Source organism: Photobacterium sp. MCCC 1A19761 (assembly GCF_037389125.1).
GTDB lineage: Bacteria > Pseudomonadota > Gammaproteobacteria > Enterobacterales > Vibrionaceae > Photobacterium.
In genome coordinates, this window is the sequence record NZ_JAZGTF010000001.1 from 568854 (window position 1) to 592660 (window position 23807).

23 protein-coding genes are annotated in these 23807 nt (G+C 55.9%); 13 read left to right on the plus strand and 10 right to left on the minus strand.

Annotated elements, in window-relative coordinates:
- Positions 1-189 precede the first annotated feature (189 nt).
- On the plus strand, positions 190-729 hold the full coding sequence (locus VV869_RS02605) for an ACT domain-containing protein (protein WP_337733421.1): 540 nt from the start codon (positions 190-192) through the stop codon (positions 727-729).
- An 11-nt stretch (positions 730-740) separates the two neighbouring features.
- A complete protein-coding gene (gene bcp / locus VV869_RS02610) occupies positions 741-1211 on the plus strand; it encodes a thioredoxin-dependent thiol peroxidase (RefSeq protein ID WP_337733422.1) in 471 nt (156 codons plus the stop codon).
- Between the two features lie 122 nt (positions 1212-1333).
- Here bcp and VV869_RS02615 read toward each other — a convergent pair whose 3' ends face one another.
- Positions 1334-2413 (minus strand): AI-2E family transporter, encoded by a 1080-nt coding sequence (locus VV869_RS02615; protein WP_337733423.1) that lies wholly within the window; start codon positions 2411-2413, stop codon positions 1334-1336.
- A gap of 7 nt (positions 2414-2420) precedes the next feature.
- Positions 2421-2675, minus strand: a complete 255-nt coding sequence (locus VV869_RS02620; RefSeq protein WP_337733424.1) for a sulfurtransferase TusA family protein — start codon at positions 2673-2675, stop codon at positions 2421-2423.
- Positions 2676-2846: 171 nt separating this feature from the next.
- On the opposite strand from VV869_RS02620, the gene VV869_RS02625 reads away from it, so the two are divergent.
- The 4 genes from VV869_RS02625 (at position 2847) to VV869_RS02640 (ending at position 5797) form a co-directional block, all read left to right on the plus strand.
- Entirely contained in the window at positions 2847-4301 is a 1455-nt protein-coding gene (locus VV869_RS02625; RefSeq protein WP_337733425.1) for a M48 family metallopeptidase, read from the plus strand.
- Positions 4302-4415: 114 nt separating this feature from the next.
- Complete coding sequence (gene arsC, locus VV869_RS02630) at positions 4416-4766, plus strand: arsenate reductase (glutaredoxin) (protein ID WP_337733426.1); 351 nt, start codon at positions 4416-4418, stop codon at positions 4764-4766.
- Positions 4766-5353: an NAD(P)H:quinone oxidoreductase gene (wrbA, locus tag VV869_RS02635; protein ID WP_337733427.1), complete on the plus strand. Its 588-nt coding sequence runs from the start codon at positions 4766-4768 to the stop codon at positions 5351-5353. Before arsC ends, wrbA begins: the two co-directional genes overlap by 1 nt.
- A gap of 12 nt (positions 5354-5365) precedes the next feature.
- Positions 5366-5797: a DUF2069 domain-containing protein gene (locus VV869_RS02640; protein ID WP_337733428.1), complete on the plus strand. Its 432-nt coding sequence runs from the start codon at positions 5366-5368 to the stop codon at positions 5795-5797.
- Between the two features lie 101 nt (positions 5798-5898).
- On the opposite strand, the gene VV869_RS02645 is transcribed toward VV869_RS02640, so the two are convergent.
- Positions 5899-7080, minus strand: coding sequence for a DUF2066 domain-containing protein (locus tag VV869_RS02645; RefSeq protein ID WP_337733429.1), 1182 nt, complete (start codon positions 7078-7080; stop codon positions 5899-5901).
- A 316-nt stretch (positions 7081-7396) separates the two neighbouring features.
- On the opposite strand from VV869_RS02645, the gene VV869_RS02650 reads away from it, so the two are divergent.
- Complete coding sequence (locus VV869_RS02650; protein ID WP_337733430.1) at positions 7397-8647, plus strand: uracil-xanthine permease family protein; 1251 nt, start codon at positions 7397-7399, stop codon at positions 8645-8647.
- Positions 8648-8930: 283 nt separating this feature from the next.
- On the opposite strand, the gene upp is transcribed toward VV869_RS02650, so the two are convergent.
- On the minus strand, positions 8931-9557 hold the full coding sequence (gene upp / locus VV869_RS02655; protein WP_261601909.1) for a uracil phosphoribosyltransferase: 627 nt from the start codon (positions 9555-9557) through the stop codon (positions 8931-8933).
- Between the two features lie 196 nt (positions 9558-9753).
- On the opposite strand from upp, the gene purM reads away from it, so the two are divergent.
- Together purM and purN are read left to right on the plus strand one after the other, a co-directional pair.
- Positions 9754-10794, plus strand: coding sequence for a phosphoribosylformylglycinamidine cyclo-ligase (purM, locus tag VV869_RS02660; RefSeq protein ID WP_337733431.1), 1041 nt, complete (start codon positions 9754-9756; stop codon positions 10792-10794).
- A 2-nt stretch (positions 10795-10796) separates the two neighbouring features.
- Positions 10797-11444 (plus strand): phosphoribosylglycinamide formyltransferase, encoded by a 648-nt coding sequence (gene purN / locus VV869_RS02665; protein ID WP_337733432.1) that lies wholly within the window; start codon positions 10797-10799, stop codon positions 11442-11444.
- Positions 11445-11549: 105 nt separating this feature from the next.
- On the opposite strand, the gene VV869_RS02670 is transcribed toward purN, so the two are convergent.
- The 3 genes from VV869_RS02670 to dauA all read right to left on the minus strand — a co-directional run bounded on the left by VV869_RS02670 (position 11550) and on the right by dauA (position 14760).
- A complete protein-coding gene (locus tag VV869_RS02670) occupies positions 11550-12338 on the minus strand; it encodes a class II glutamine amidotransferase (protein ID WP_337733433.1) in 789 nt (262 codons plus the stop codon).
- Positions 12339-12382: 44 nt separating this feature from the next.
- Entirely contained in the window at positions 12383-12964 is a 582-nt protein-coding gene (lpcA, locus tag VV869_RS02675; protein ID WP_337733434.1) for a D-sedoheptulose 7-phosphate isomerase, read from the minus strand.
- 77 nt (positions 12965-13041) lie between these two features.
- On the minus strand, positions 13042-14760 hold the full coding sequence (gene dauA / locus VV869_RS02680; RefSeq protein ID WP_337733435.1) for a C4-dicarboxylic acid transporter DauA: 1719 nt from the start codon (positions 14758-14760) through the stop codon (positions 13042-13044).
- Positions 14761-15184: 424 nt separating this feature from the next.
- Here dauA and fadE point away from each other — a divergent pair, with 424 nt between their 5' ends.
- On the plus strand, positions 15185-17635 hold the full coding sequence (fadE, locus tag VV869_RS02685) for an acyl-CoA dehydrogenase FadE (RefSeq protein ID WP_337733436.1): 2451 nt from the start codon (positions 15185-15187) through the stop codon (positions 17633-17635).
- 398 nt (positions 17636-18033) lie between these two features.
- Here the strand turns inward: fadE and VV869_RS02690 are convergent, their stop codons facing one another.
- Both VV869_RS02690 and dnaQ read right to left on the minus strand, forming a co-directional pair.
- Entirely contained in the window at positions 18034-19275 is a 1242-nt protein-coding gene (locus VV869_RS02690) for a TIGR03503 family protein (protein ID WP_337733437.1), read from the minus strand.
- A 7-nt stretch (positions 19276-19282) separates the two neighbouring features.
- The gene (dnaQ, locus tag VV869_RS02695) at positions 19283-20014 is read right to left on the minus strand and encodes a DNA polymerase III subunit epsilon (RefSeq protein ID WP_337733438.1); all 732 of its coding nucleotides are present in this window, start codon (positions 20012-20014) and stop codon (positions 19283-19285) included.
- 51 nt (positions 20015-20065) lie between these two features.
- On the opposite strand from dnaQ, the gene rnhA reads away from it, so the two are divergent.
- Positions 20066-20533 carry a ribonuclease HI gene (gene rnhA / locus VV869_RS02700; RefSeq protein ID WP_337733439.1) on the plus strand — a complete coding sequence of 156 codons (468 nt, stop codon included), beginning with the start codon at positions 20066-20068 and terminating at the stop codon, positions 20531-20533.
- Between the two features lie 30 nt (positions 20534-20563).
- Here the strand turns inward: rnhA and VV869_RS02705 are convergent, their stop codons facing one another.
- Entirely contained in the window at positions 20564-21310 is a 747-nt protein-coding gene (locus VV869_RS02705; protein WP_337733440.1) for a methyltransferase domain-containing protein, read from the minus strand.
- 39 nt (positions 21311-21349) lie between these two features.
- On the opposite strand from VV869_RS02705, the gene gloB reads away from it, so the two are divergent.
- Positions 21350-22108, plus strand: coding sequence for a hydroxyacylglutathione hydrolase (gene gloB, locus VV869_RS02710; RefSeq protein WP_337733441.1), 759 nt, complete (start codon positions 21350-21352; stop codon positions 22106-22108).
- A gap of 71 nt (positions 22109-22179) precedes the next feature.
- Positions 22180-23766, plus strand: coding sequence for a LysM peptidoglycan-binding domain-containing protein (locus tag VV869_RS02715; protein WP_337733442.1), 1587 nt, complete (start codon positions 22180-22182; stop codon positions 23764-23766).
- Positions 23767-23807: the final 41 nt, after the last annotated feature.

Here is a 23807-nt window from a genome sequence, read left to right on the forward strand (position 1 = left end):
GTAAATCAGTGAAGTAAAGCCGCGGTTTCGGCACTCGGTAATCTGCTGGATTTTCTACATTTAGCAGAAGATTTCCCCGACTGTGTCTCCGCTGACACAGGATCCGAGAAACGCGGGTCCCCCATTGGCCTGAGTTGCAATGACTGTGCTACCATGCTGAAGATAATCAAGAATACGATGTGTATAAATATGGAACATTACCTAGTCATCACGGCCGTTGGTACGGATCGCCCGGGCATCTCAGACGAAATCACCCGGCTTATTACCCATTGCGGCTGTAATATCGTCGATAGCCGGATTGCCATTTTCGGCAGTGAGTTTACCCTCATTATGCTGTTGAGCGGCAACAGCAACGCCATTTCCCGGGTGGAGTCGACCCTGCCCCTCAAGGCCCAGGAACATGACCTGCTCACGGTAATGAAGCGAACAACCAAGCATGAGTACCGCTTCTTCCCTTACACTGCAGATTTCCATATCGAGGCCGATGACAGCCCGGGGCTGATTGAACAGTTCACCCATTTCTTTGCCACCCGAGCGGTGGACATTGCCTCGCTCAGTGCCCATACCCACGAGGCCGAGCAGGCCGGCGGCCCGAGCCGCTTTCAGCTACAGATCAGCACCAACCTGCCTGATGGCTGTAACCTGATGACCTTACAAGAAGAATATGAAGCACTTTGCCAGGACCTGCTGGTCACCGGCACGGTGACTTTTATCGGCCATAATCAATAAGGAAAACTGCTATGAAGACCTTGACCGCCGGTACGCCTGCGCCAGACTTCACGTTGCTGAACCAAGACAACCAGCCTGTCGCGCTGTCTGATTTCCGGGGGAAAAAAGTCCTGGCATATTTTTATCCCAAAGCGATGACACCGGGCTGTACCACGCAGGCCTGTGCCCTGCGCGACAGCAAAGCTGAGCTGGATGCGCTGAATGTCGAAGTGTTGGGGATCAGTATCGACCCGGTAAAACGCCTGCCGAAATTTATCGAGCGCGACAACCTGAACTTCACGCTGCTGTCAGACGAAGACCATGCCGTGGCCGAGCAGTTCGGTGTGTGGGGCGAGAAAAAATTCATGGGGAAAGTGTACGACGGCCTGCACCGCATCAGCTTCCTGATTGACGAAAACGGCACGATTGAACACGTCTTCAACAAGTTCAAAACCAAAGACCACCACGAGGTGGTGCTGAACTACCTGAACCGAAACGATTGATTGTTGCCCGGTCTGAACTGAGGTCAATTTCCCGAGTTCATTCAGTACCGCTCGCATCCCCTATCGACCGGTCAAAAAGGCCGCATTACGCGGCCTTTGTTGTTTGGATGGGCTGACTGCGCTTATGGCGCACTGTGATCCGTAGGCTCCTGCACTTCCGTCGACGGCAGCGCATTCCAGACCGCCTTCACCAGAGTCGCCAACGGGATCGCGAAGAACACCCCCCAGAATCCCCACAGGCCGCCGAAAACCAGAACAGCCACGATGATCGCCACCGGGTGCAGGTTCACCGCTTCAGAGAACAGGATCGGGACCAGCACGTTGCCGTCCAGCGCCTGAATAATGCCGTACGCCACCAGCAGCCACCAGAAATCCGGGCTGATCCCCCACTGGAACAGGCCGACCATGGCGACCGGCAAGGTCACCGCAGCGGCACCGATATACGGGATCAATACCGAGAAGCCCACCAGCACCCCAAGCAACACGGCGTAGCGCAGGTCCATCACCGCAAATGTGATGTAGCTGACAATCCCAACGATAAAGATCTCCGTCACCTTACCGCGGATATAGTTCGAAATTTGCTGGTTCATTTCGACCCCCACCTTGCTTGCCAGACGTCGGTTCTTCGGCAGCAGACCCTTAAAGGTGACCAGCATTTCATCCTTGTCCTTGAGCAGGAAAAAGACCAGCAACGGCACCAGGATCAGGTACACCGCCAGCGTCGCGAGGCTGACCAGCGAGGAGAATGAGCTTTTCACCACGCGCTCCCCCATCCCCAGCACGTTTTCGCGTAAGGTGTTCATGAAGGTGTCAATCTGGTGTGGCTGCACAAAATCCGGATAACGCTCCGGCAGGCTGGAGACGTATTGCTGCAAGCCGTTAAACATGGTCGGCACATCGGCGATCAGATTGCCGACCTGATGCCAAATCGTCGGCACCAACCCGAACACCGCCATCACCATCAGGCCGACAAACAGCAGCAAGACCAGGATCACCGCCAGCAGGCGGGGCACCCGCAGCCGGACCAGCATCATCACCGGCCATTCAAGCAGGTAAGCCAGCACAATCGCGACCAGCAACGGGGCGATCAAATTGCCGAAGAAATAAATCGTCAGAAAGCCAAACAGCAGAATGGCCACCAGACTGACGGCATGAGGATCAGAGAATCGGCGCTGATACCAGCGGTTTAGCATTTCCAGCATAAATTCGTTACTGCCTTCTGGTCACAATAATTACGAGCGATTGCGCCTCGGCAACCTGCTCTTCGATAGTAAATCCGTGGTTTAACAGATATCGGGGGATATCTTGCCTGGCACCCGTGTCAGAGAGATGTATTTTCATACGCTGACCGTATCGGAGTGCTTTCGTCGCCCGCTTCGCCAATAATAAAGCCATGGGGCAACGTTCCGCCGTCAAATTGAGCGATGGGATTTCCATTCCGGTATGCTGACAGTTATTATCCATCGGAGTATTGTAATGGACATTGTCACCACAAAAAAGAAACCTGACAGTGGTTTTGCTGTCATATCTCCGTAAGTTATACCTTTCCCGAGAGGTTTGCACGGCAACTGAGCGCCGTCGCCAGCCTTGCCGGAATGCAAAAAAGGACCTCAGACTGGTGGCTGTATTAAAGATATGATTCGATTGACCAAAGCGCCGCTCTGCCTGTTGCTGACCGCCCTGATGGGCTCGGGTCAGGCAGCCCAGGCAGATAATTTCAATGCCTTGCCGGAAATCGGGACCACCGCGGCCTCTACCCTGACCATCGAGAAAGAAATGGCCTATGGCGACGCCTACATGCGCATGCTGCGGGCCAGCATGCCGGTGATCAGCGATCCTTTGCTCTCAGAGTATATTCAGGACCTCGGCCACCGCTTAGTTGCCAATGCCAATGATGTGCGTACCCCGTTTAACTTTTTCCTGATCCAGAACCGCGAAATCAATGCCTTCGCCTTTTTCGGCGGTCACGTCGCCATCCATAGTGGTTTATTTCTGCACGCTAACACCGAAAGCGAGCTGGCCTCGGTCGTGGCTCACGAAATTGCGCACGTGACCCAGCGCCACCTGGCGCGCAGCATGGAAGATCAGGCCCGGAAATCGCCGGTGACCCTGGCAGCCCTGGTCGGCTCGATGATGCTGGCCATCGCTTCCCCGGAAGCCGGAATTGCGGCTATCCATGCAACCACAGCAGCCTCAGCACAGGGGCAAATCAACTATACCCGCAGTAACGAGAAAGAAGCGGATCGGATCGGGATTGCCACGCTGGCCAAATCCGGCTTTGAGGCTCAGGCCATGCCACGCTTTTTCGGCCGACTGGCCGATCAGTACCGCTATGCCAGCACACCGCCGGCCATGTTGCTGACTCACCCCCTGCCGGAATCCCGGATTTCCGATTCCCGCAGCCGGGCCAATCAGTATCCGGTTCAACAAACCGAAACCTCAGCCCGCTACCAGCTGGCCCGGGCCCGAATCGTCGCCCGCTACGCCGGGATCGACAGCGATGCCGCCCAGGACTGGTTTGATCGCCAGCTGAAAAAAGCCCGCGGCGCCCGTAAAGACGCGCTGAACTACGGCAAAGCACTGGTTTACATTGATGCCCGCCAATTTCAGCAAGCCCATGCGCTGCTGGATCCCCTGCTGGCCGGCGATCCGAACAACCGCTTTTATATTGATGCCGCCACCGATCTTGATCTGTACGAGAAACAGTTCGACCGTGCGATTTCGCGGCTGGAGAAAGCCCTCAAGGCTAATCCGGAACATCAGGTACTGCGCCTGAACCTGGCCAACGCCCTGCAAGAAGCCGGACGCCCGGGCGAGAGCATCCCGATCCTGAACCGCTACAGCCACGATCATCCCGACGATACCAACGGCTGGTACCTGTTGGCCCAGGCTTATGCCCACAGCGGACGCCGCGATGCCGAGCTGGCGGCCCGGGCCGAGCTAATGGCCCTGCGTGGTCAGTGGGATAAAGCCATCAAGTATTACATCGAAGCCAGCCAACTGGTGGAAATCAATTCTCTGGATCAGGCCCGCTATGATGCCCGCATCGATCAGCTGCGCCTCGCCCGCGCCAGAGTCGCAGATCTCTGAGCCACTTCACTTTTATTCCGGGTTGCAGTTCCACTACAATAGGGCTGCAACATTTATTTTCCATCCCGCTAACCCACCGGGACAGCAGGATGCACCATATCGATTGGAGATCTCATGGCCGTAACTATTTACCATAACCCGCGCTGTTCAAAGAGCCGCCAGACCCTGGCCCTACTGGAAGAGAAAGGGATCGCCCCGGAGATTGTCAAATACCTGGAGCAAACCCCGAGTGTCGCGCAACTGCAAACCCTGCTCAGCCAGCTGGGCTACGCTTCTGCCCGTGACATGATGCGGACCAAAGAAGAACTGTATAAGGAGTTGGGACTGGGCGACGCCGGGATCACCGAAGCGCAACTGTTCGAAGCCATGGCCGCTCACCCGAAACTGATTGAGCGCCCGATCGTGGTCAACGGCGACAAAGCCGCGATGGGCCGCCCACCGGAGCAAGTGCTGGATATTCTGTAATGTTGAAACTCCTGGTGCTTTACTACAGCCGCCACGGCAGCACCCGCCAGCTGGCCCGGCACATTGCCCGCGGCATTGAGCAAGTAGCCGGCTGCGAAGCCGTCCTGCGCACGGTGGCGGACATCGACAGCCAGGGCCAGACCACAGGATCGCCCACCGACGGCGATCCCTGTGTCACCCTGGACGATCTGAAAACCTGCGCCGGTCTGGCGATGGGGAGCCCGGTCCGCTTTGGCAACATGGCCGCGCCGCTCAAGCATTTTATCGACAGTACCAGTGCGCACTGGCTCTCAGGCACCTTAATCGGCAAGCCCGCCTGCGTTTTTACGGCTTCTTCTTCCATGCACGGCGGACAGGAGACCACCCTGCAGTCGATGATGCTGCCTTTGCTGCACCACGGGATGCTGATTGTCGGCCTGCCCTACTCGGAGCCCCTGCTGCATACCACCCGCTCCGGAGGCACCCCCTACGGCGCGTCGCACCTCAACCACAGCCCGAACCTCGGACTGGATCAAGATGAAACGGCCCTGGCACAGGCGCTGGGCAAGCGCCTGGCTGACACGGCCAAAAAGCTGCATCAGGCATAAAAGGATCAATGCATGACACCGATGAGCCCTTCAACGCAAAACCTGCGTTACTTCGCGCTGACCGCCAATCTGTCGCTGATCCTTTGGGTTGGCCTGTGGCAGAGTGTGATCTCCCCGCACCCGCACCTTAACAATCTGGTCGTGGCCGGGATGTGGGTCTTGCCGATGCTGTTGCCGCTCAAGGGGATCCTGGAAGGAAAGCCCTACACCCACGCCTGGGCCAACTTCATTCTGATGTTTTACTTCCTCCACGCCCTGACGATTTTGTGGATTGACGATGGAGAGCGTCTGCTGGCCTTTATTGAGTTGGGCATTACCACCAGCGCATTTATCGCCAACATCCTGTTTGCTCGTCAGCGTGGCCGGGAGTTGGGCATTAAGCTGAAAAGACTGTCTCAGGTCGAAAAAGAAGAACGGGAAGCCCACGAGAAAAAAGAAAAGTAACCCGACCTCAACTCGGAACCAACCTGGCAACAATAAAAAAACCGGCCCTCTCAGAGAGGGCCGGTTTTTTATCATTCACAGTACCGCTACGTGGGAGCGGACTAAGGGCGCCAGTAGAACTGGTTCCGCTCGATCCGAGGCTGAGCCAGGGTCGCTGACACATCCACTGCATCCGAATCGGCCGCCGTATCCGATTCAACACCGGCGTACAACACCTGCAGCTTCTCTTCCGGAGTCATCACTTCCGAAGACCCCGACTCAGAGCCCGGCAATGCCACCGATGCCCGGCTCAGGCGGGTATCCCGGCCCAGCTCCTGATAAAACGCGTTTTCTGTACTCAACAGGTTCACGGCAAAGATCACGCTATTTCCTTGCAAGCGGCTGGCATTGACCGAAGCGACCGATGTGAGGTTGGTCAGCAACCGCTCCAGGGCAAAGAAATCTTCCGTGCTGCGGATATTAGCCACCTCAATGGCGAAGGCATCACTGGCTGCGCCGCCCAGCGGCACGGCATACTTAGCCGCCAGCGTGTCGGCGACCTGATCCATCATCTGTTTCAGAGCATCTGCCGTACTGCCCGCCGCGCGACCTTCTGCCGGCATGGTTTGCGAATTCGCCAACTGCTCCGGGGTATCGGCAAACAGCTGCCAGCCGAGATCGACATTGTCAGCCGCAGACTGGCGCATACGAATCACCAGAATGGCGTCCGGCTGATAGCGGGCACTGGCACCGGCAATCGGCTGCACAAAACCGCCCCACAGATCCGGAATATTAATCGCGGTGACATCTTCAAAGTCGCCAATCGGCACCATCACCGGCACCCCGCGCTGATCGGCAGCCCGCTTCAGTTGGGCGGTCAGCGCACTGCCAGACTGATCCCAGACAATGTCCCGGTTGCGGTTGGCATCTTTCACCAGCCACACCAGCACGCTCGGCCGCTCTTCCCGCCACAGGGTTGCATTCGCCTGGGTCAGCAAATTTCGAACTTGCCCCCGGTCAAACGCCAGCGCCAGGGTTTGCTGACCATCCTGACTGCCATAACCAAACTGGCTGACATACGCGCGGCTGTTGGCCATCGCTTTTTGGATCACTTCATTCTCGGTAATGGTACTTTGACCCGACACTTTAACCAAAACCTGTGCCAGCGCCGCTTCCCGCGCTTTCGTTTCAGACGCCCGATCGGTATCCGGCAATACCACTTCCGCCTGATACAGATTGATCACCGTTGCTGCTTTCAGCGGCCAGGCCAGGAAAGCGCACAGGAGTAGAGCAATACGCAACATTAGAAGACTCATATCATCATTGACTTAATGCCCGATCATAGAATGAACCAGCCAGTATCGGCAACTGCTAGCGTGAGAAAATCCCCGTCATGCGTGCGCTTTCTTCCAACTCCCGCAACCAAAGCCTCCTCAGACGGCCGGAATAACCACACCGAAGCATGCAACGAAATGTAATCGTTACATCAAAAAGGTGATAATAGTTACATTTTTCAGCATCCCTGATGAACAAGTGGTTTTATCCTGTCCGGCAAATGGGCAAACGATTACATCCGTGATAGCATTCCGCGATTTTATTTCAGACAGGGTGGAAACAATAATGATGCAGGTTGTACAGGGCGCTCAAATGCTGTTTGTCGCATTTGGTGCATTGGTTCTGGTACCGCTATTAACCGGGCTGGATCCGAGTGTGGCGCTGTTTGGCGCAGGTATTGGTACCCTTCTTTTTCAATTCATCACAAAACGCTCCGTTCCCATCTTTCTAGCTTCCTCTTTTGCGTTTATTGCTCCGATTATGTATGGCGTCCAAACCTGGGGCGTTGCCGGGACCATGAGTGGTCTGATGGCTGCCGGGGTTGTTTACGTGCTAATGAGTGCCGTGATCAAAGTGCGCGGTGTCGCCATTATTCATAAACTGCTGCCGCCGGTGGTGGTTGGCCCGGTGATCATGGTGATTGGTCTGGGTCTGGCACCGGTTGCGGTTAACATGGCACTGGGGAAAACCGGAGACGGTGCCGTGCAGCTGATCGATAGTGATGCTGCGCTGTGGATTTCGACCATCTCTCTGCTGGTCACCATTGTGCTGAGCGTCTTCGCCAAAGGCTTCCTGAAGCTGGTCCCGATTGTGGGCGGGATTGTTGCCGGTTTCACCACCAGCCTGTTCTTCGGCGTGGTCGACTTCACGCCAGTGGCCCAGGCCAGTTGGCTGTCTTTACCGAACTTCACGTTCCCGGAATTTAACATCAACGCCATCCTGTTTATGATCCCGGTCGCCATTGCGCCGGCGGTAGAGCACGTCGGCGATATGCTGGCCATCTCCAACGTCACCGGGAAAGACTACCTGAAAAAGCCGGGCCTGCACCGGACCATGGCTGGTGACGGGGTCGCAACCATGGCTGCTTCTTTATTCGGCGCACCGCCAAACACCACCTATTCAGAAGTCACCGGTGCGGTGATGCTGACCAAAGCTTTCAACCCGGTGATTATGACCTGGGCTGCCGTTACCGCGCTGGTGCTGGCCTTTGTCGGCAAGCTGGGCGCTTCGCTGCAAACCATCCCGGTGCCGGTCATGGGCGGGATCATGATTTTGCTGTTCGGCTCGATTGCGACGGTTGGCCTCAACACCCTGATCAAGAACCAAGTGGATCTGCACAAAGCACGCAATCTGGTGATTGTCGCCGTAACTCTGGTCTTCGGCATCGGCGGCATGGCATTCGGCATCGGTGAATTCAGCCTGCAAGGCGTCAGCCTGTGCGGCATTGTCGCCATTGTGCTGAACCTGGTCCTGCCGGACAATTTGGGGGAGAACCACGTGGTCGACAACGCGCAAATGGAAGAATCCGCGCGCTAGGTCCCAGCCCGAACCCCAAAACACGCAAAATAACCGAAACGCAGAAGCCCCGCTTCTGCGTTTTTTTCTGGTCAGCCCATCAAGCCCAGTTCGGTTGAAATAGCCCGTGCCAATCAAGCCAGTGACTACCTGATTTACCTGATTGGTTCAAAAATAGCCGGGCGCACGGCGGAAATTCAGAGGTTGAAGCCAAAGAAATGTCCCGCAACGGATACGGGTTCGGCAGATCACCGACATAAAAAAACCGGGCAGAGCCCGGTTCTTGTTTCACTGATGTTGGTGCTTACTTGGTACCGAAGATCTTATCGCCGGCATCGCCCAGACCCGGGACGATGTACCCTTTGTCATTCAGCTTCTGATCGATTGCTGCAGTGTACAGCTCAACATCCGGGTGTGCTTTTTCCAGTGCCTCAACCCCTTCAGGAGCTGCAACCAGAACCAGCACTTTAATGGATTTACAGCCATGCTCTTTGAGCAGGTCAATCGTGGCGATCATCGAGCCGCCGGTTGCCAGCATTGGGTCAACCACCAGCGCCATACGCTCATCAATGTTAGAAGCCAGCTTGTGGAAATACGGAACCGGCTCCAGCGTTTCCTCGTCACGGTAGATCCCCACCGTCGAGATACGGGCACTTGGCATGTGCTCCAGCACGCCGTCCATCATCCCCAGACCTGCACGCAGGATCGGAACAACCGTTACTTTCTTACCTTTGATCTGGTCGATCTCAACTTGACCGTTCCAGCCTTCGATAGTAACCTTTTCCGTCTCGAAGTCTGAAGTCGCTTCATAAGTCAGCAAGCTACCAACTTCCGTCGCCAATTCACGGAAACGTTTCGTGCTGATGTCACCTTCGCGCATAAGACCAATCTTATGTTTTACCAGTGGGTGTTTTACCTCAACGACTTTCATGTCTGGCTCCTAAGCAAGCAAATTTTCAAAAAATCGCACTATTATACACTAGACTACATCTTGCCGTGTAGGGGTATGCATTGCGTTTGCTCAGGTTTTACCCAGGCAAATTTATTGACGCAAACGTTTTCCTTTCTGGTTTGACTGCTGTTATCATAGCCCCGCTTTTTTACTTTAATGCGATGAGGGATCTCTTGTGAGCGGCAACAACTCTTCTCTTAGTTACAAAGATGCTGGTGTGGATATTGATGCGGGCAATGCCTTAGTTGATCGTATTAAAGGGGTTGTCAAACGTACCCACCGTCCGGAAGTCATGGGCGGCATCGGGGGATTCGGAGCGCTTTGCTCACTGCCGACCAAGTACAAAGAGCCAGTTCTGGTTTCCGGTACCGACGGGGTTGGGACCAAGCTTCGCCTGGCGATGGATTTGAACAAACATGACACGATTGGTATCGATTTGGTGGCCATGTGTGTCAATGACCTGATTGTTCAGGGTGCCGAGCCGTTGTTCTTCCTGGACTATTACGCCACCGGCAAACTGGACGTCGACACCGCGGCCAACGTGGTCGCCGGGATTGGTGAAGGCTGCGTGCAATCGGGCTGTGCCCTGATTGGCGGGGAAACTGCAGAAATGCCGGGCATGTACCACGGCGAAGACTATGATGTCGCCGGATTTTGTGTCGGTGTGGTTGAGAAATCCGAGATCATTGACGGTAGCAAAGTCCAGGCGGGTGATGCCCTGATTGCCGTGGCTTCAAGCGGTCCGCATTCGAACGGTTTCTCGCTGATCCGTAAAATTCTTGAAGTCTCACAAGCCGACCTAAACCAGGATCTGAACGGTAAGCCTCTGGCAGAGCACCTGCTGGAGCCGACCAAAATTTATGTGAAATCGACCCTGAAAATGATGGAAAGCTGCGAAGTGCATGCGATCTCTCATATCACCGGCGGCGGTTTCTGGGAAAACATCCCACGCGTTCTGCCACAAGGCACCAAGGCAGTGGTTGACGGCAACAGCTGGCAATGGCCGGCGGTATTCAACTGGCTTCAACAAGCCGGTAACGTCGACACTTACGAGATGTACCGCACCTTCAACTGTGGTGTCGGCCTGGTGATTGCTCTGCCGCAAGCCCAAGCGCAGCAAGCGATTGAGATACTGAACGCGGAAGGCGAAAACGCCTGGCTGCTGGGTGAAATCGCGGCCGCTGACGCAGGTGAAGCGCAAGTGGAGATCAAGTAACGATGAAAAACATCGTTGTCCTGATCTCCGGTAGCGGCTCCAACCTTCAAGCCCTGATCGATGCCTGCGCGGAAGGTCGTCTTCCCAATGCCAGGATCGCGGCGGTGCTTTCCAACAAGGCAGATGCCTACGGTCTGGAGCGTGCGCGCCAAGCCGGAATTGAAACCGTGCACCTCTCGGCAGCGGCATTCGGCGATCGTGACAGTTACGACCGCGCGATGGCCGAGCAGATGGATGCCTTTGCCCCGGATCTGGTGATCCTGGCGGGTTTCATGCGGATTCTCAGTGATGAATTCGTCCGTCACTACCGGGGCCGGATGCTGAATATTCACCCGTCCCTGCTGCCGAAATATACCGGGCTTCATACCCATCAGCGCGCCATTGATGCCGGTGACTCGGAGCATGGCACCAGCGTTCACTTTGTGACCGAGGAGCTCGACGGCGGACCGGTGATCCTCCAGGCCAAGGTGCCGATTTTCGCCGGGGATACCGCCGAAGAAGTCATGGCCCGGGTTCAGGAGCAGGAGCACCGTATCTACCCGCTCGTCACCCGTTGGTTTACCGAAGGACGACTGAGCATGGCTGATGAGCACGCGGTGCTTGACGGTCAAATCCTGCCGCCGACCGGCTATGCTACGGACGAGCCCTAAACGGCTGGCCTGACCGCTTAGAAAATAGAACATAAAAAACGCGACCCGGAGGTCGCGTTTTTTATTGCTGTGCTTCAGCCATTACCGCAAGGTTCCGGCGACCCACTAGGTCGGCGTCACCACCCGGTTAAAGATCTGCTCACCCAGGTAAAACACACTGAGCTCGCCGGGCTGCATCTTATGCCAGCGTTCATCATTGGTCAGCGGCTGGGTTGCAACCACCGTCACCACATCATTTGGCGTGGTTTCCTGCTGAAAATCGATCGTCACATCTTCATCAATCAGCGATGCCCGGCCAAACGGCGCCCGGCGGGTGATCCAGTGCAGATTGTTGGTGCAATAGGTAAAGACATACTCACCATTACTGAGCAACATATTGTACACCCCAAGCTGGCGTAGCTGATCACAGCACGTCGCCACGAATGCGTAGAACGGCTCCATCTGCTCAGGCTGCTCCGGAAAACGGGCTTCCAGTTGATTCAGCAACCAACAGAATGCAATTTCACTGTCGGTATCGCCCACTGCTTTGAAACGCCCGGTATCAAGCGCGTCATAGCCGGTCAGCTGACCATTATGGGCAAACGTCCAATACTGGCCCCACAATTCCCGGGTAAAGGGATGGGTATTCTCCAGGCTGACGCCGCCACGGTTGGCCTGACGAATATGGCTGATCACGGCGCAGCTTTTGATCGGGTATTCCTGAACCAGTTCAGCGATTCGCGAGTGGCAGCTGGGATTGGGATCTTTAAACGTGCGGAAACCCCGCCCTTCGTAGAACGTGATCCCCCACCCGTCCCGGTGCGGGCCGGTTTTACCGCCCCGCTGCATCAGCCCGGTAAAGCTGAAACAAATATCCGTCGGCACATTGGCACTCATGCCAAGTAGCTCACACATAGTCCTTTATACTCTCATTGACCCGGTTGTTTCGATGGTCGGACTTACGCCGCCGCCATCTCTTTTTCAACCAGCATAATTAAAATATGGATAATTTTAATATGAACTTCCTGGATGCGATCGGCAAATCCGAAGTGAGGGACCCGGATTTCCACATCGGCCAAACCAGCCATCTGGCCGCCATCTTTGCCGGTCAGGGCAATGGTTTTCATGCCTTTGGCCTTTGCCGCTTCAATCGCTTTCAGGATATTGCCTGAGTTTCCAGAAGTGGACAGACCGAACAGCACATCACCCTCCGCACCGACCGCTTCCAGGTAACGCGAAAAGACGTACTCGTAGCCAAAGTCATTACTGACGCAAGACAGGTGGCTTGGATCAGAAATGGCGATACCCGGATACCCCGGACGGTTTTCACGGTAACGACCCGTCAGCTCTTCGGCAAAATGCATCGCATCACAGTGGGACCCGCCGTTTCCGCAGGACAATACCTTACCACCCTGCTTAAACGATGCTGCCAGCAGCTTCGCCGCCGCTTCAATATCAGCAAGGTTCTTCTCATCGCTCAGAAAGCGGTTCAGTACGTCAGCAGCTTCTGTCAGCTCTGCACGGATCAGGTCTTGGTACATAGGCTCATCTCTATTATTGATTTACGGTTCTCAGCCCCGGCCAGGCAGCTATCCCGCCCGGCAGAGGCTTCTCTGCCCTAGCCCGCAGTGTACATAGAAACCACAGAAGGTGTCGACTCCTGAGGCGCCACATTGTGATGCTTTGTGCTCAAATGCTCACGTAATGACTGCGAAGATGAGTAAAGTTGAACTTGCGCGGCGGCAAGGACCCCGGCGGCCGCCAGCTTCCGCTCAACGTGCGCCGCGACCCCCAGCAGATACACCGGATAATCCCCGGCTCTGGCCAGGGCCATATCCAGTGCCCGAATCGCCGTGATATCCATGGTTGTCACATCGGTAAAATCCAGCACCAGCGCGCGGGGCGGCTGCGGCAAGCGGCCAATTACGCTCAGCGCTTTCTCGCTGGCAGCAAAGAACAGCGGGCCGTTAATATCATACACCACCACATCCTCGCCAAAATCCAGATGCGGGTGCGTCTGTGCCACCACAGTGACAGACGTCAGCGAAGCCATGCGCTGAATAAACAAAATTCCGGACAACAGCAGCCCGACCGCGACCGCAATCACCATGTCAAAGACCACGGTGAGGCTGAAACAAACCAGCAGAACCGCCACATCCCGTCTCGGGGCGACCTTCATGGTGTGGACAAAATGCGGGGCCTCCGACATATTCCAGGCCACCATAATGAGCAGCCCGGCCAGCGCACTCATCGGGATGTAGGCCAGCACTGGTGCCAGGAGCAACATGGCCGCCAAGACAAACAAGGCATGCACAATCGCTGATACCGGTGAAAAGGCCCCGGCGCGAATATTGGTTGCCGTCCGGGCAATCGCAGCAGTAGCCGGGATCCCGCCGAAAAACGGCACCACCAGGTTGGCGAGCCCCTGGCCCACCAGCTCACCATTCGGATTATGCTTGGTTCCGGTCATCCCGTCTGCCACCACGGCACACAACAGCGACTCGATACAACCGAGCAAGGCAATGGTAAATGCCGCCGGCAGCAGGGCCATCACGAGCTCTGGGGTGATCGATGCTGCCTGCCACGGCAACATCAGGGACGGCAGTACCTGTGGGATCCCCTGGCCGATCAAATCGCCAATCTGGTACTGGAACCGCTCTCCCAGCAAAGCAACATGCAAACTATCCGACTGATTGAGCGCCAGAGCCGCCACTGTACCGGCCACCAGCGCAACCACATGGGGCGGTATCCGTTGTTTCAAGCGCGACCAGCCGATAAATACGGTAATGGTCACCACGCCCACACCGGCATCGGCCCAGTTCACACTCGGCAAGGCGCTGCCGAAAGCCATCACTTTTTCCGGGAAATGAATCGGGTTGCCGCTCACCTGCAGCCCCAGCAGATCCTTGAGCTGAAGAAAAGCGATCACCAGGCCGATCCCGGCAGTGAAACCGGTCGTCACCGGATACGGGACATAGGCAACCAACTGCCCCAGCCGCAACACGCCCATCAGTAACAGGATGAGCCCGGACATCAAGGTCGCCAGCATCAGGCCGGAGAGTCCATATTGCTGGGTGATCGGCAACAGGATCACCACAAATGCCGCCGTCGGCCCGCTGATGTTAAAGCGCGAGCCGCCAAACAGGGCCGCCAGTAACCCCGCGACGATCACCGTGTACAAACCGTGCTGAGGCGGCACCCCGATCGCGATCGCCAGCGCCATCCCCAACGGAATTGCAACCACCCCGACGGTCATTCCCGCCACCAGATCAGCCCGGAGCGCAGCAAAAGAATAGCCTTCCCGCCACGCCTGTTTTAATGCATCAAATACCAACACGACTTACCCCTGCACCGACGTACAAAAGAAATGAATTTTATCTGGCTGTCATCCCCGAAAGCGGGATCCGGCGGGCTGTTGTCAGTCGGAAGTCGGGGGGAGTTCAGCTAGCGTAGCTGTGAGCCGATCGCGCACTCTCGTGTCAGCACACCCGAGAGCGTGAACTCGGTCACAGGAATAAACCATATTAATTGTATGAGTTATTTTCGCAACCTCATTTTTCTCGCTTGATGATCTGGCGCAATCCCTGATATCACAAGGATTACAGCGATACTTCGCGATAACGGACCGCTTTCAGACCAGAAAATTATTTTACATTTCCTTAAAAAACCCCTTACACTTACCACAAGTGGTAAGACCTCTTACCTTGCATAAACTGTACCTAAAGAATAACAACATTCATGCCCCGATAAGGAGAATCAACATGGTAACACTCGTGTACCTGCTAGGGCTCATTGGTATCACAGGTGTGCTCGCCTACCACCGAGCCAACCTCAAAACCTTTACCGTGACCCTGGCGGCCGCATTGGCACTGGGCTCACTGCTGGATGTCATCGGCCAATACAGCTGGCTGACTTTTGTCCTGATTGCCGTTCCGCTTAACCTCGTCTCATTGCGCAGAAACCTGCTCAGCAAGCCGGCGCTGAAAGCCTTCAAGGGCGTGATGCCGGAAATGTCCCGCACCGAAAAAGAAGCCATTGATGCCGGGACCGTCTGGTGGGAAGCGGATCTGTTCCGCGGGGCGCCGAACTGGAACAAGCTGCATGATATTCCGGCGCCACGTCTGAGCGCGGAAGAAAAAGCATTCCTCGAAGGTCCGGTCAACGAAGTGTGCCGGATGGTCAACGACTACCGCGTCACCCACGAGCTGGCCGATCTGCCGCCGGAAGTGTGGCAGTACCTGAAAGATCACAAATTCTTCGCCATGATCATCAAAAAAGAGTATGGCGGCCTGGAATTTTCGGCTTACGCCCAGTCCCTGGTGCTACAAAAGCTAACCGGGGTGTCCGGCGTGTTGTCTTCAACCGTCGGCGTGCCAAACTCACTCGGTCCGGGTGAGCTGCTGCAACACTACGGCACCAAAGCCCAGAAAGACCACTACCTGCCTCGCCTGGCCGAAGGGAAAGAGATCCCGTGTTTTGCCCTGACCAGCCCGGAAGCAGGCTCCGACGCCGGCTCAATCCCGGATTTCGGGATCGTGAAAAAAGGCCTCTGGAAAGGTGAAGAAGTGCTGGGGATGGAGCTGACCTGGAACAAGCGCTACATTACCCTGGCTCCGGTTGCCACGGTGCTGGGCCTGGCCTTTAAACTGTCGGACCCGGATCACCTGCTGGGCGATGAAGAAGAGCTGGGGATCACCTGTGCCCTGATCCCAACCGATATCGACGGGGTGGAAATCGGTCGCCGTCACTTCCCGCTCAACGTGCCGTTCCAGAACGGTCCGACCAAAGGCGAGAAAGTCTTTGTGCCGATTGATTTCATCATTGGTGGTCAGGAGATGGCCGGCCAGGGCTGGCGGATGCTGGTTGAATGTTTGTCGGTGGGCCGCGGGATCACCCTGCCGTCCAACTCAACAGGCGGGCTGAAAACCGCTGCGATGGCAACCGGCGCCTATGCCCGGATCCGCCGTCAGTTCAAACTCCCGATCGGGAAGATGGAAGGGATTGAAGAGCCACTGGCACGCATTGCCGGCAACGCCTATGTGATGGATGCGGCCAGCAGCCTGACCGTCTCCGGGATTGACCTGGGTGAGAAACCTTCGGTGATTTCCGCCATCGTCAAATACCACTGTACCCACCGCAGCCAGCGCGGCGTGATCGATGCCATGGACATCGTCGGCGGCAAAGGGATCTGTATGGGGCCGAGCAACTTCCTGGCCCGTGGCTACCAGGGCGCACCGATTGCGGTTACCGTGGAAGGGGCCAACATTCTGACTCGCTCGATGATCATCTTTGGTCAGGGGGCGATCCGCTGCCATCCTTATGTACTGGAAGAAATGGAGGCGGCTTACCAGGAAGATGCCAACCAGGCGTTGTTCGGCTTTGACAATGCGCTGTTCGGCCACGTCGGCTTCGTGATCAGCAATATGGTGCGTTCATTCTGGCTGGGTCTGACGGACGGTCGCGGCTCCGCAGCCCCACGTAAAGATGCCACCGCTCGCTACTACCAGCAGCTAAACCGCTACAGTGCCAACCTGGCGCTACTAGCCGATATTTCCATGGCGGTTCTGGGCGGCTCGCTGAAGCGCAAAGAGCGTCTGTCGGCCCGTCTGGGGGATGTGCTGAGCCAGCTGTATCTCTCTTCGGCCACCCTGAAACGTTATGTCGATGAAGGCTGTAAGCAAGACGATCTGCCGTTGGTTCACTGGGGCCTGCAAGACTCGCTGTATCAGACTCAGGTCGCGATCGATGAGTTCCTGCGCAACTTCCCGAATCGCCCGATTGCCGTCTTGATGCGCGCCGTGATCTTCCCGCTGGGCCAGGGTCGCGTGAAGCCGTCCGATAAGCTGGATCATCAGCTGGCACGGATCATCCAGACGCCGAGCGAAACCCGCTCGCGGATTGGCCGCGGCCAGTTCCTGGAAGCCTGCGAGAACAATGCGGTTGGGATGATTGAGGAAACCCTGAAAGATATCCTGGCCGCCGAGCCAGTCTATGACCGCATCTGCCAGGCGGCCGGTAAGAAATATCCGTTCATGCAACTGGATAAGATTGCCGCGATTGGCCTGGAGCTGAACGCGATCAATGACAGCGAGGCCGAGCTGCTGCGCCGTGCCGAAGCAGGCCGCCTGCGCACCATCAATGTCGACGACTTTGACTCGGATGAGCTGGCTGCCAAAGCCTACCCGGCCGAGAAGAACGATATCGCGGCCTAAGCAAACCGCCACAACGTCAAAAGGGAAGCTTCGGCTTCCCTTTTTTCTTGGGTTCGTTCTACCAATCGTCGTCAATCACTGCTCATCCTAACTTGTTAAAACGCCTGATAACTGCGTTTTTCCGATGCGATTTCTGATCACTTACTGTGATGGGCATTATTATCGACTGATGCTTTTATCATGCGGCGAATGTGACAGAGCAGATCCCCGCAGGCTCAAGCATCAGCCACTGGGATGACGTGAAAGTGGCCCACGACTACCACTTGCTGGCAACCTCAGCGATCCTCCGCCTCATAGAGACTAAAAAAGGAAGCAACTGCTTCCCCTGATTCATGTATCCCTTTTCATTGCTGGTCTTGCTGCCTTATGGCAGATGGCATGAAAACCGGTCGGCTTCCCTAGGTTGCCGGCACCGCCAGCGACTCTTCTTCCAGTGCTTTTTTCACTTTCCGCTTGCGCCACAAAAAGACGGCAACCACCACCAGCACCACGATGAGCAGATTCGCACCGAGCACGATCTTCACTGCCTTATCCCGAGCGGCCTGTCTTTCTTCGGCTTGTCTCAGCAGCTCTTCCTGCCTTGCTCTGGCTTCCTGCTGCGCTCGGAAGTCTTCGAGGTTGCGATCCAGTTGCAGCTCCGCCATCACCGCAAAATTGGTTTCCGGCAGTTGGAAAATCAGCTCACGATCATTGAAATTATCGGTGCCGTACAGCCACCCCGACCAGGAGTAACGGCCCGGCGCTTCGCCATTGGGTAAACGCACGGTCAAACCGTCTTCATCCGGCATCGCATGCTGCTGACTGATGCGCATTTTTCCTTCCGGGTTGGTCTGCACAATATGCGCCGCCAGTGAGCCGGGCTTCAGGGATCCGGCTTCGGTTTCCACCACCACCTGATGCGATTCATTGTGTCCACGGCCCTGAATGAAACTGGCGGTCATCGGCGTCGGATATACCAGCACCTCCTGTTCGACGGTACGCAGAAAAATGCCGTTACCGGACGTGATTCTGACCCGGTATTTCCCCGGCTGAACCGAGATCGGCATTGCCACGGTAAACACCCCGTCGCCCGGAACCTCATCGTAATTGTGGCCGTCGTCGGCGAACTCACCTTGCGGGATCGGACTGGGCCAGGCTTCCCGCGGTAAGTCTTCACTGCCTTCGATATATTCGTAAAACACCACCGACATTTTCACCCGGTCGAGAAAGTCCCGGTTGTGCAGCGGTTGGCCGTTTTCAAACAGTCGCGCGGTAAATTTGAGGGTCTCTGACTGATAGAGCCGGGCGGGCATGTCGGCCACTTCCAGTTTCAGATTCGAGAGCACGACAATCCGGTTTGTCGGGGTCACCTGCCCCACCGCCTGCCATGGCCCGGGCATCGGGTTTTCAATCGAGATGATGTCCATTCCCGGCTCTTCATACCAGGAGACATGCTTGGGATGACGAACCGAGTAATACTTTTTGCCATCCGGCCGCACCAGGACAATCGGCTGGCTGTTCTCAGCCCGCTTGACCACAAAGGAGGCCTGCTCGACCGATGGATCAATCCGAAAGCGGTTATCCAGCCACGACATTACCGTGCTGTCTTTCGCCCAAGACAGCACAGGTAACAACAACCCGATGAGTAATAACCGCCGCATAAAACCTCTACTGACGCCACATCGGGGCGCCACCACTTTTTTCGATCAAATCCAGACGCGCATCATGCGCTTGTAATTCATCGGCCGATGGTCGGATGATCTTTAGCGATTTTCTGCCTGATGCCAGACGTCGAATGGCATTTTCGGCACCCGCATCACTTTCTTCCTCGCCTGAGCCCAGTGCCAGTGATGTCTGGCCGCCGGTCATCATCAGATAGACATCAGCCAGGATCTCGGCATCGAGCAATGCGCCGTGGAGGGTTCGGTGCGAGTTGTCAATCCCGTAACGGGAACACAGCACGTCCAGGTTATTCCGTTTGCCCGGGAACAGCCGCTTGGCCATCGCCAAAGTATCGGTGACTTTGCAGAAGTCTTCGGTCTTGCCGAGCCCCCGGTTCAGCTTGCCGAATTCATAATCCATGAAGCCGATATCGAAGGGCGCGTTGTGGGCGACCAGCTCGGCTCCCCGGATGAAGTCCATAAACTCATCATGGACCTCCGCGTAGGTCGGCTTGTCCCGCAAGAATTCGTCGGTGATCCCGTGGACGTCGATCGCCTCGGCATCAATCGTGCGATCTGGCCTGATATAGACGTGGAAACTGTTCCCGGTCAGCTTACGGTTGATGATCTCAACTGCGCCGATTTCAATAATACAGTGCCCTTCGTAGTGAGGGCCGGTCATATTCATACCGGTTGTTTCGGTATCGAATACAATAATGCGGTCGTTAGTAGCTTTCATAGTAGCGATTGTGTCAGACTAAAGTTTTTCCTAAAGCGAATACTACCAAAGATGACGAAGCAGGTAGAAATTTTCACCGACGGATCTTGCCTGGGCAATCCGGGACCCGGCGGCTACGGGACCGTTTTGCGCTACAAGCAACATGAAAAAGAGCTCAGCGAAGGCTTTTTCCTGACCACCAACAACCGGATGGAGCTGCTGGCCGCGATTGTTGGCCTGGCAAGCCTGAGAGAGTCGTGTCAGGTTGATCTTACCACCGACAGCCAGTATGTGCGCCAGGGGATTACCCAGTGGATCCATAACTGGAAAAAACGCGGCTGGAAAACCGCCGACAAGAAACCGGTCAAAAATGCCGATCTCTGGCAGCGCCTGGATTCGGAAACCCAACGCCACCAAGTCAGCTGGCACTGGGTTAAAGGGCATGCCGGACATCCGGAAAATGAACGCTGTGATGAGCTGGCCCGAACAGCAGCGGAATCGCCAACCCAGGACGATACCGGTTACCAAGCCGCGTCCTGAGTCCCGGCCGGAACAGACGTTTATTGGCTATTATTGGCTATGCGTCTTGTGGCTCGCTTTCGTCCGGCAGTTCAGTCCCAACGGGGTCAACTGCCGTCGAAGCTTCCAGGTCGGCTTGATGGGCTTGAGCGGAAAGGTTCGTTTACGGGCGACAATCAGATACTGGCTGCCGAATGACGCCAGGTTCTCAGACAACAGGCTTTCCGCCCAGGCTGCACAGGCCTGGTGCCGGGTCGCCGGCAACACCGCAAAGTTTTCGTGAAACACCACTTCGTAATTCAGGACACCCAACCAGTCCTTGACCCGCATCGGCATAAACATCCGCCCTTTCCACGGGAAGCGCTTGCGATTCCAGGGCAGCAAACTACGTGCGCCCAACCAACTGAGCGGATTTGAACCACTGATCAACAGATAGCCGTCGTCGACCATCACCCGGTCAATCTCGCGCAGCAATCCGTGGGGATCCGGACAATAATCAAATTGATGGGCGATCACGCAGGCATCAAAGGACTTCTCCACGAACGGCAAGGCCAGATGATCCGCAATCACATTATGAAGCGGATTGAACTTATCAATGCAAATCTGATGCTGGATGTTACAATGGCCGCTGGCAAGCTCGCAGCTTAACCCGCCCAGCTTGAGCATATGGTACCCAAACAGCTTGGGCCACCATTCATCAAGCTGCGCCTGAAGTAGCTCAACCGCCCATTCGCCGTTGGTGATCTGGGACCAGGAAGATGGGGGATCTATCTCTTTGAGTACACGGGCTGGCTTCATATGTTATCGCTCAACACCTTCGAGGCTGGAGACATTTTCATGCTGACTGTAAAAAGCATACCTGCATTTAATGACAATTACATCTGGCTGATTCACAGTCCGGATAATCACTGCGTGCTCGTCGACCCAGGGGATGCAACCCCGGCTATCAAGGTGTTAGAGGAAGAGCAACTGATCCTGGATGCCATTCTGGTGACCCACCACCACCACGATCATATCGGGGGGATCAGCGAACTGAAACGCCGTTTCCCGCACGCCCATATTGTCGCCCCGGCCAACGAACCGATCCCAGGCGTCTCTCAGACCGTCGAAGATGGCGACCAGGTCGAAATTTTCGGGGAGCGCTTCATGGTGCTGGGTGTACCGGGCCATACCGCCGGACACGTAGCCTACGTCGGCGACGGGAAACTGTTTTGCGGCGATACCCTGTTTTCCGCCGGTTGCGGCCGCCTGTTTGAAGGCACTCCGCAGCAAATGTTTCAATCGCTACAAAAACTGGCCGCGCTGCCGGATGAAACCGAAGTGTACTGCGCCCATGAATACACCAGCAGTAACCTGGCCTTTGCACTGGTTGCCGAGCAGGACAATCCGCACCTGCAACGCTACCGGGAAGACGTCAGCCGCCTGCGTGCCCAGGGGATCAGCACCATCCCGTCGACATTACGCCAGGAAAAACTGATCAATCCGTTTTTACGCTGCGATCAAGCCAGTATCAAAAAATCTGTTGCAGATAAGGCATTTGATGACAGCGACCTGGAAACCTTCGCTGCCCTGCGCCGCTGGAAAGATGATTTTTGAATCTGCATCACTTGTAACCAAGGTGGTTGGACAAGTATCATCTCCAACTATTTTGGCTATAGGCAGGTTCCATGAAGTCCCGATTTTTTTTAGCAAGTGCGCTATTACTGGCTGGTTGCCAAATTTTAAATACGACAAATACAGAAGAAGAGCAAACCACCGGCACCAATAACAATGAGTCCCCTGCCCAAGTGCAGGTTCCGCTCACCCCGACGCCATCCCCGACACCCAAGAGTACAACGGTTGCGGTCAAGCCACCGGTCAAAGTACCGACACCTCAGGAGCAGGCGGATCTCTGGCGACGAATCACCATGCAGATCACCACGGCGATCCCGGATAACCAACAGGTTAACCATTACCGGAACTGGTACCTCCGCTATCCGGGCCACCTGAAAACCGTTGCCAACCGTGCCGAACCTTTCCTGTACTACATCACCGAAGAAGTTGAAAAGCGTAACCTGCCGCTGGAACTCGCGCTTCTGCCGATTGTAGAAAGCTCCTTTGATCAGTTTGCATACTCCCATGGCCGGGCCGCAGGCTTGTGGCAGATTATTCCCGATACCGGTCGTCGCTTTGGCCTGCAACAGAACTGGTGGTATGACGGCCGTCGCGATGTCGTCGCCTCAACGGATGCCGCCCTGGACTTACTGGCATACCTCCACCGTAAATTTGACGGCAACTGGCTCCATGCCCTCGCGGCCTACAACACCGGTGAAGGCCGTGTATTCCGCGCCATTCGCAACAACGAGCGTGCCGGCAAGCCAACCGACTTCTGGTCGCTGGATCTACCGAAAGAAACCAGCGGCTATGTACCGAAACTACTGGCCGTGGCCGATGTGATCCGCAATCAGGAGAAATACGGGATCGAGATCCCTCAGATTGCCAACAAACCTGCAGTCAAGCTGATTAAGCCCGGGACGCAGATGGATCTAGCCATGGCTGCCCAGTACGCCGGCCTGAAACTGAGTGAGCTGCAAAGCCTGAACCCGGCCTATAACCACTGGGCCACCGCCCCAGATGGCCCGAATCATTTGCTGCTGCCTGTCGAACACATCGATCGGTTTCAGACCAATTTTGCTGACAACGGCAAACAAGGGATGAAGGTGGTGCGTTATCAAGTCCAAAACGGCGATACGCTCAGCGTCCTGGCGCAGAAACACCAAACCACGACCAAGCTGATCCAGCGGGCCAACAATATGACCGACACCAGTATCCGGGTCGGCCGTCACCTGCTGATCCCGGTTGCCATGGCTGACAACGGGCAGTTGCTGGCCAACCGCCTGGCATCCAGGAGCCGAAATACCCACGGCAACGGCTATCGTGTGACTTATACCGTGAAGCCGGGCGACAGCCTGTGGACGATTGCCCGAAGCCAGAAGGTAACAATCGATCAGATCACCAAATGGAACGGCATCAGCAAAAGCAAAGCCCTCCGGGCCGGACAGCAATTGACCTTGTGGAAAGACAGCCAGTCCGGTGCCGTGATCCGTACGGTGTACTACCAGGTGCGCTCCGGCGATAACCTGAGTTCCATTGCCCAGCGTTATAAAGTCAAAGTGTCTGATGTGGTGAAGTGGAACCAGATCCAGGATCAGAAATACCTCAAGCCGGGACAAAAGCTGAAACTGTACATTGACGTGACCAAGGTCAGCGCTTAATCGCTTCCGTCTCGTCCTATAGCCCAACAAAAAGGCTCAGC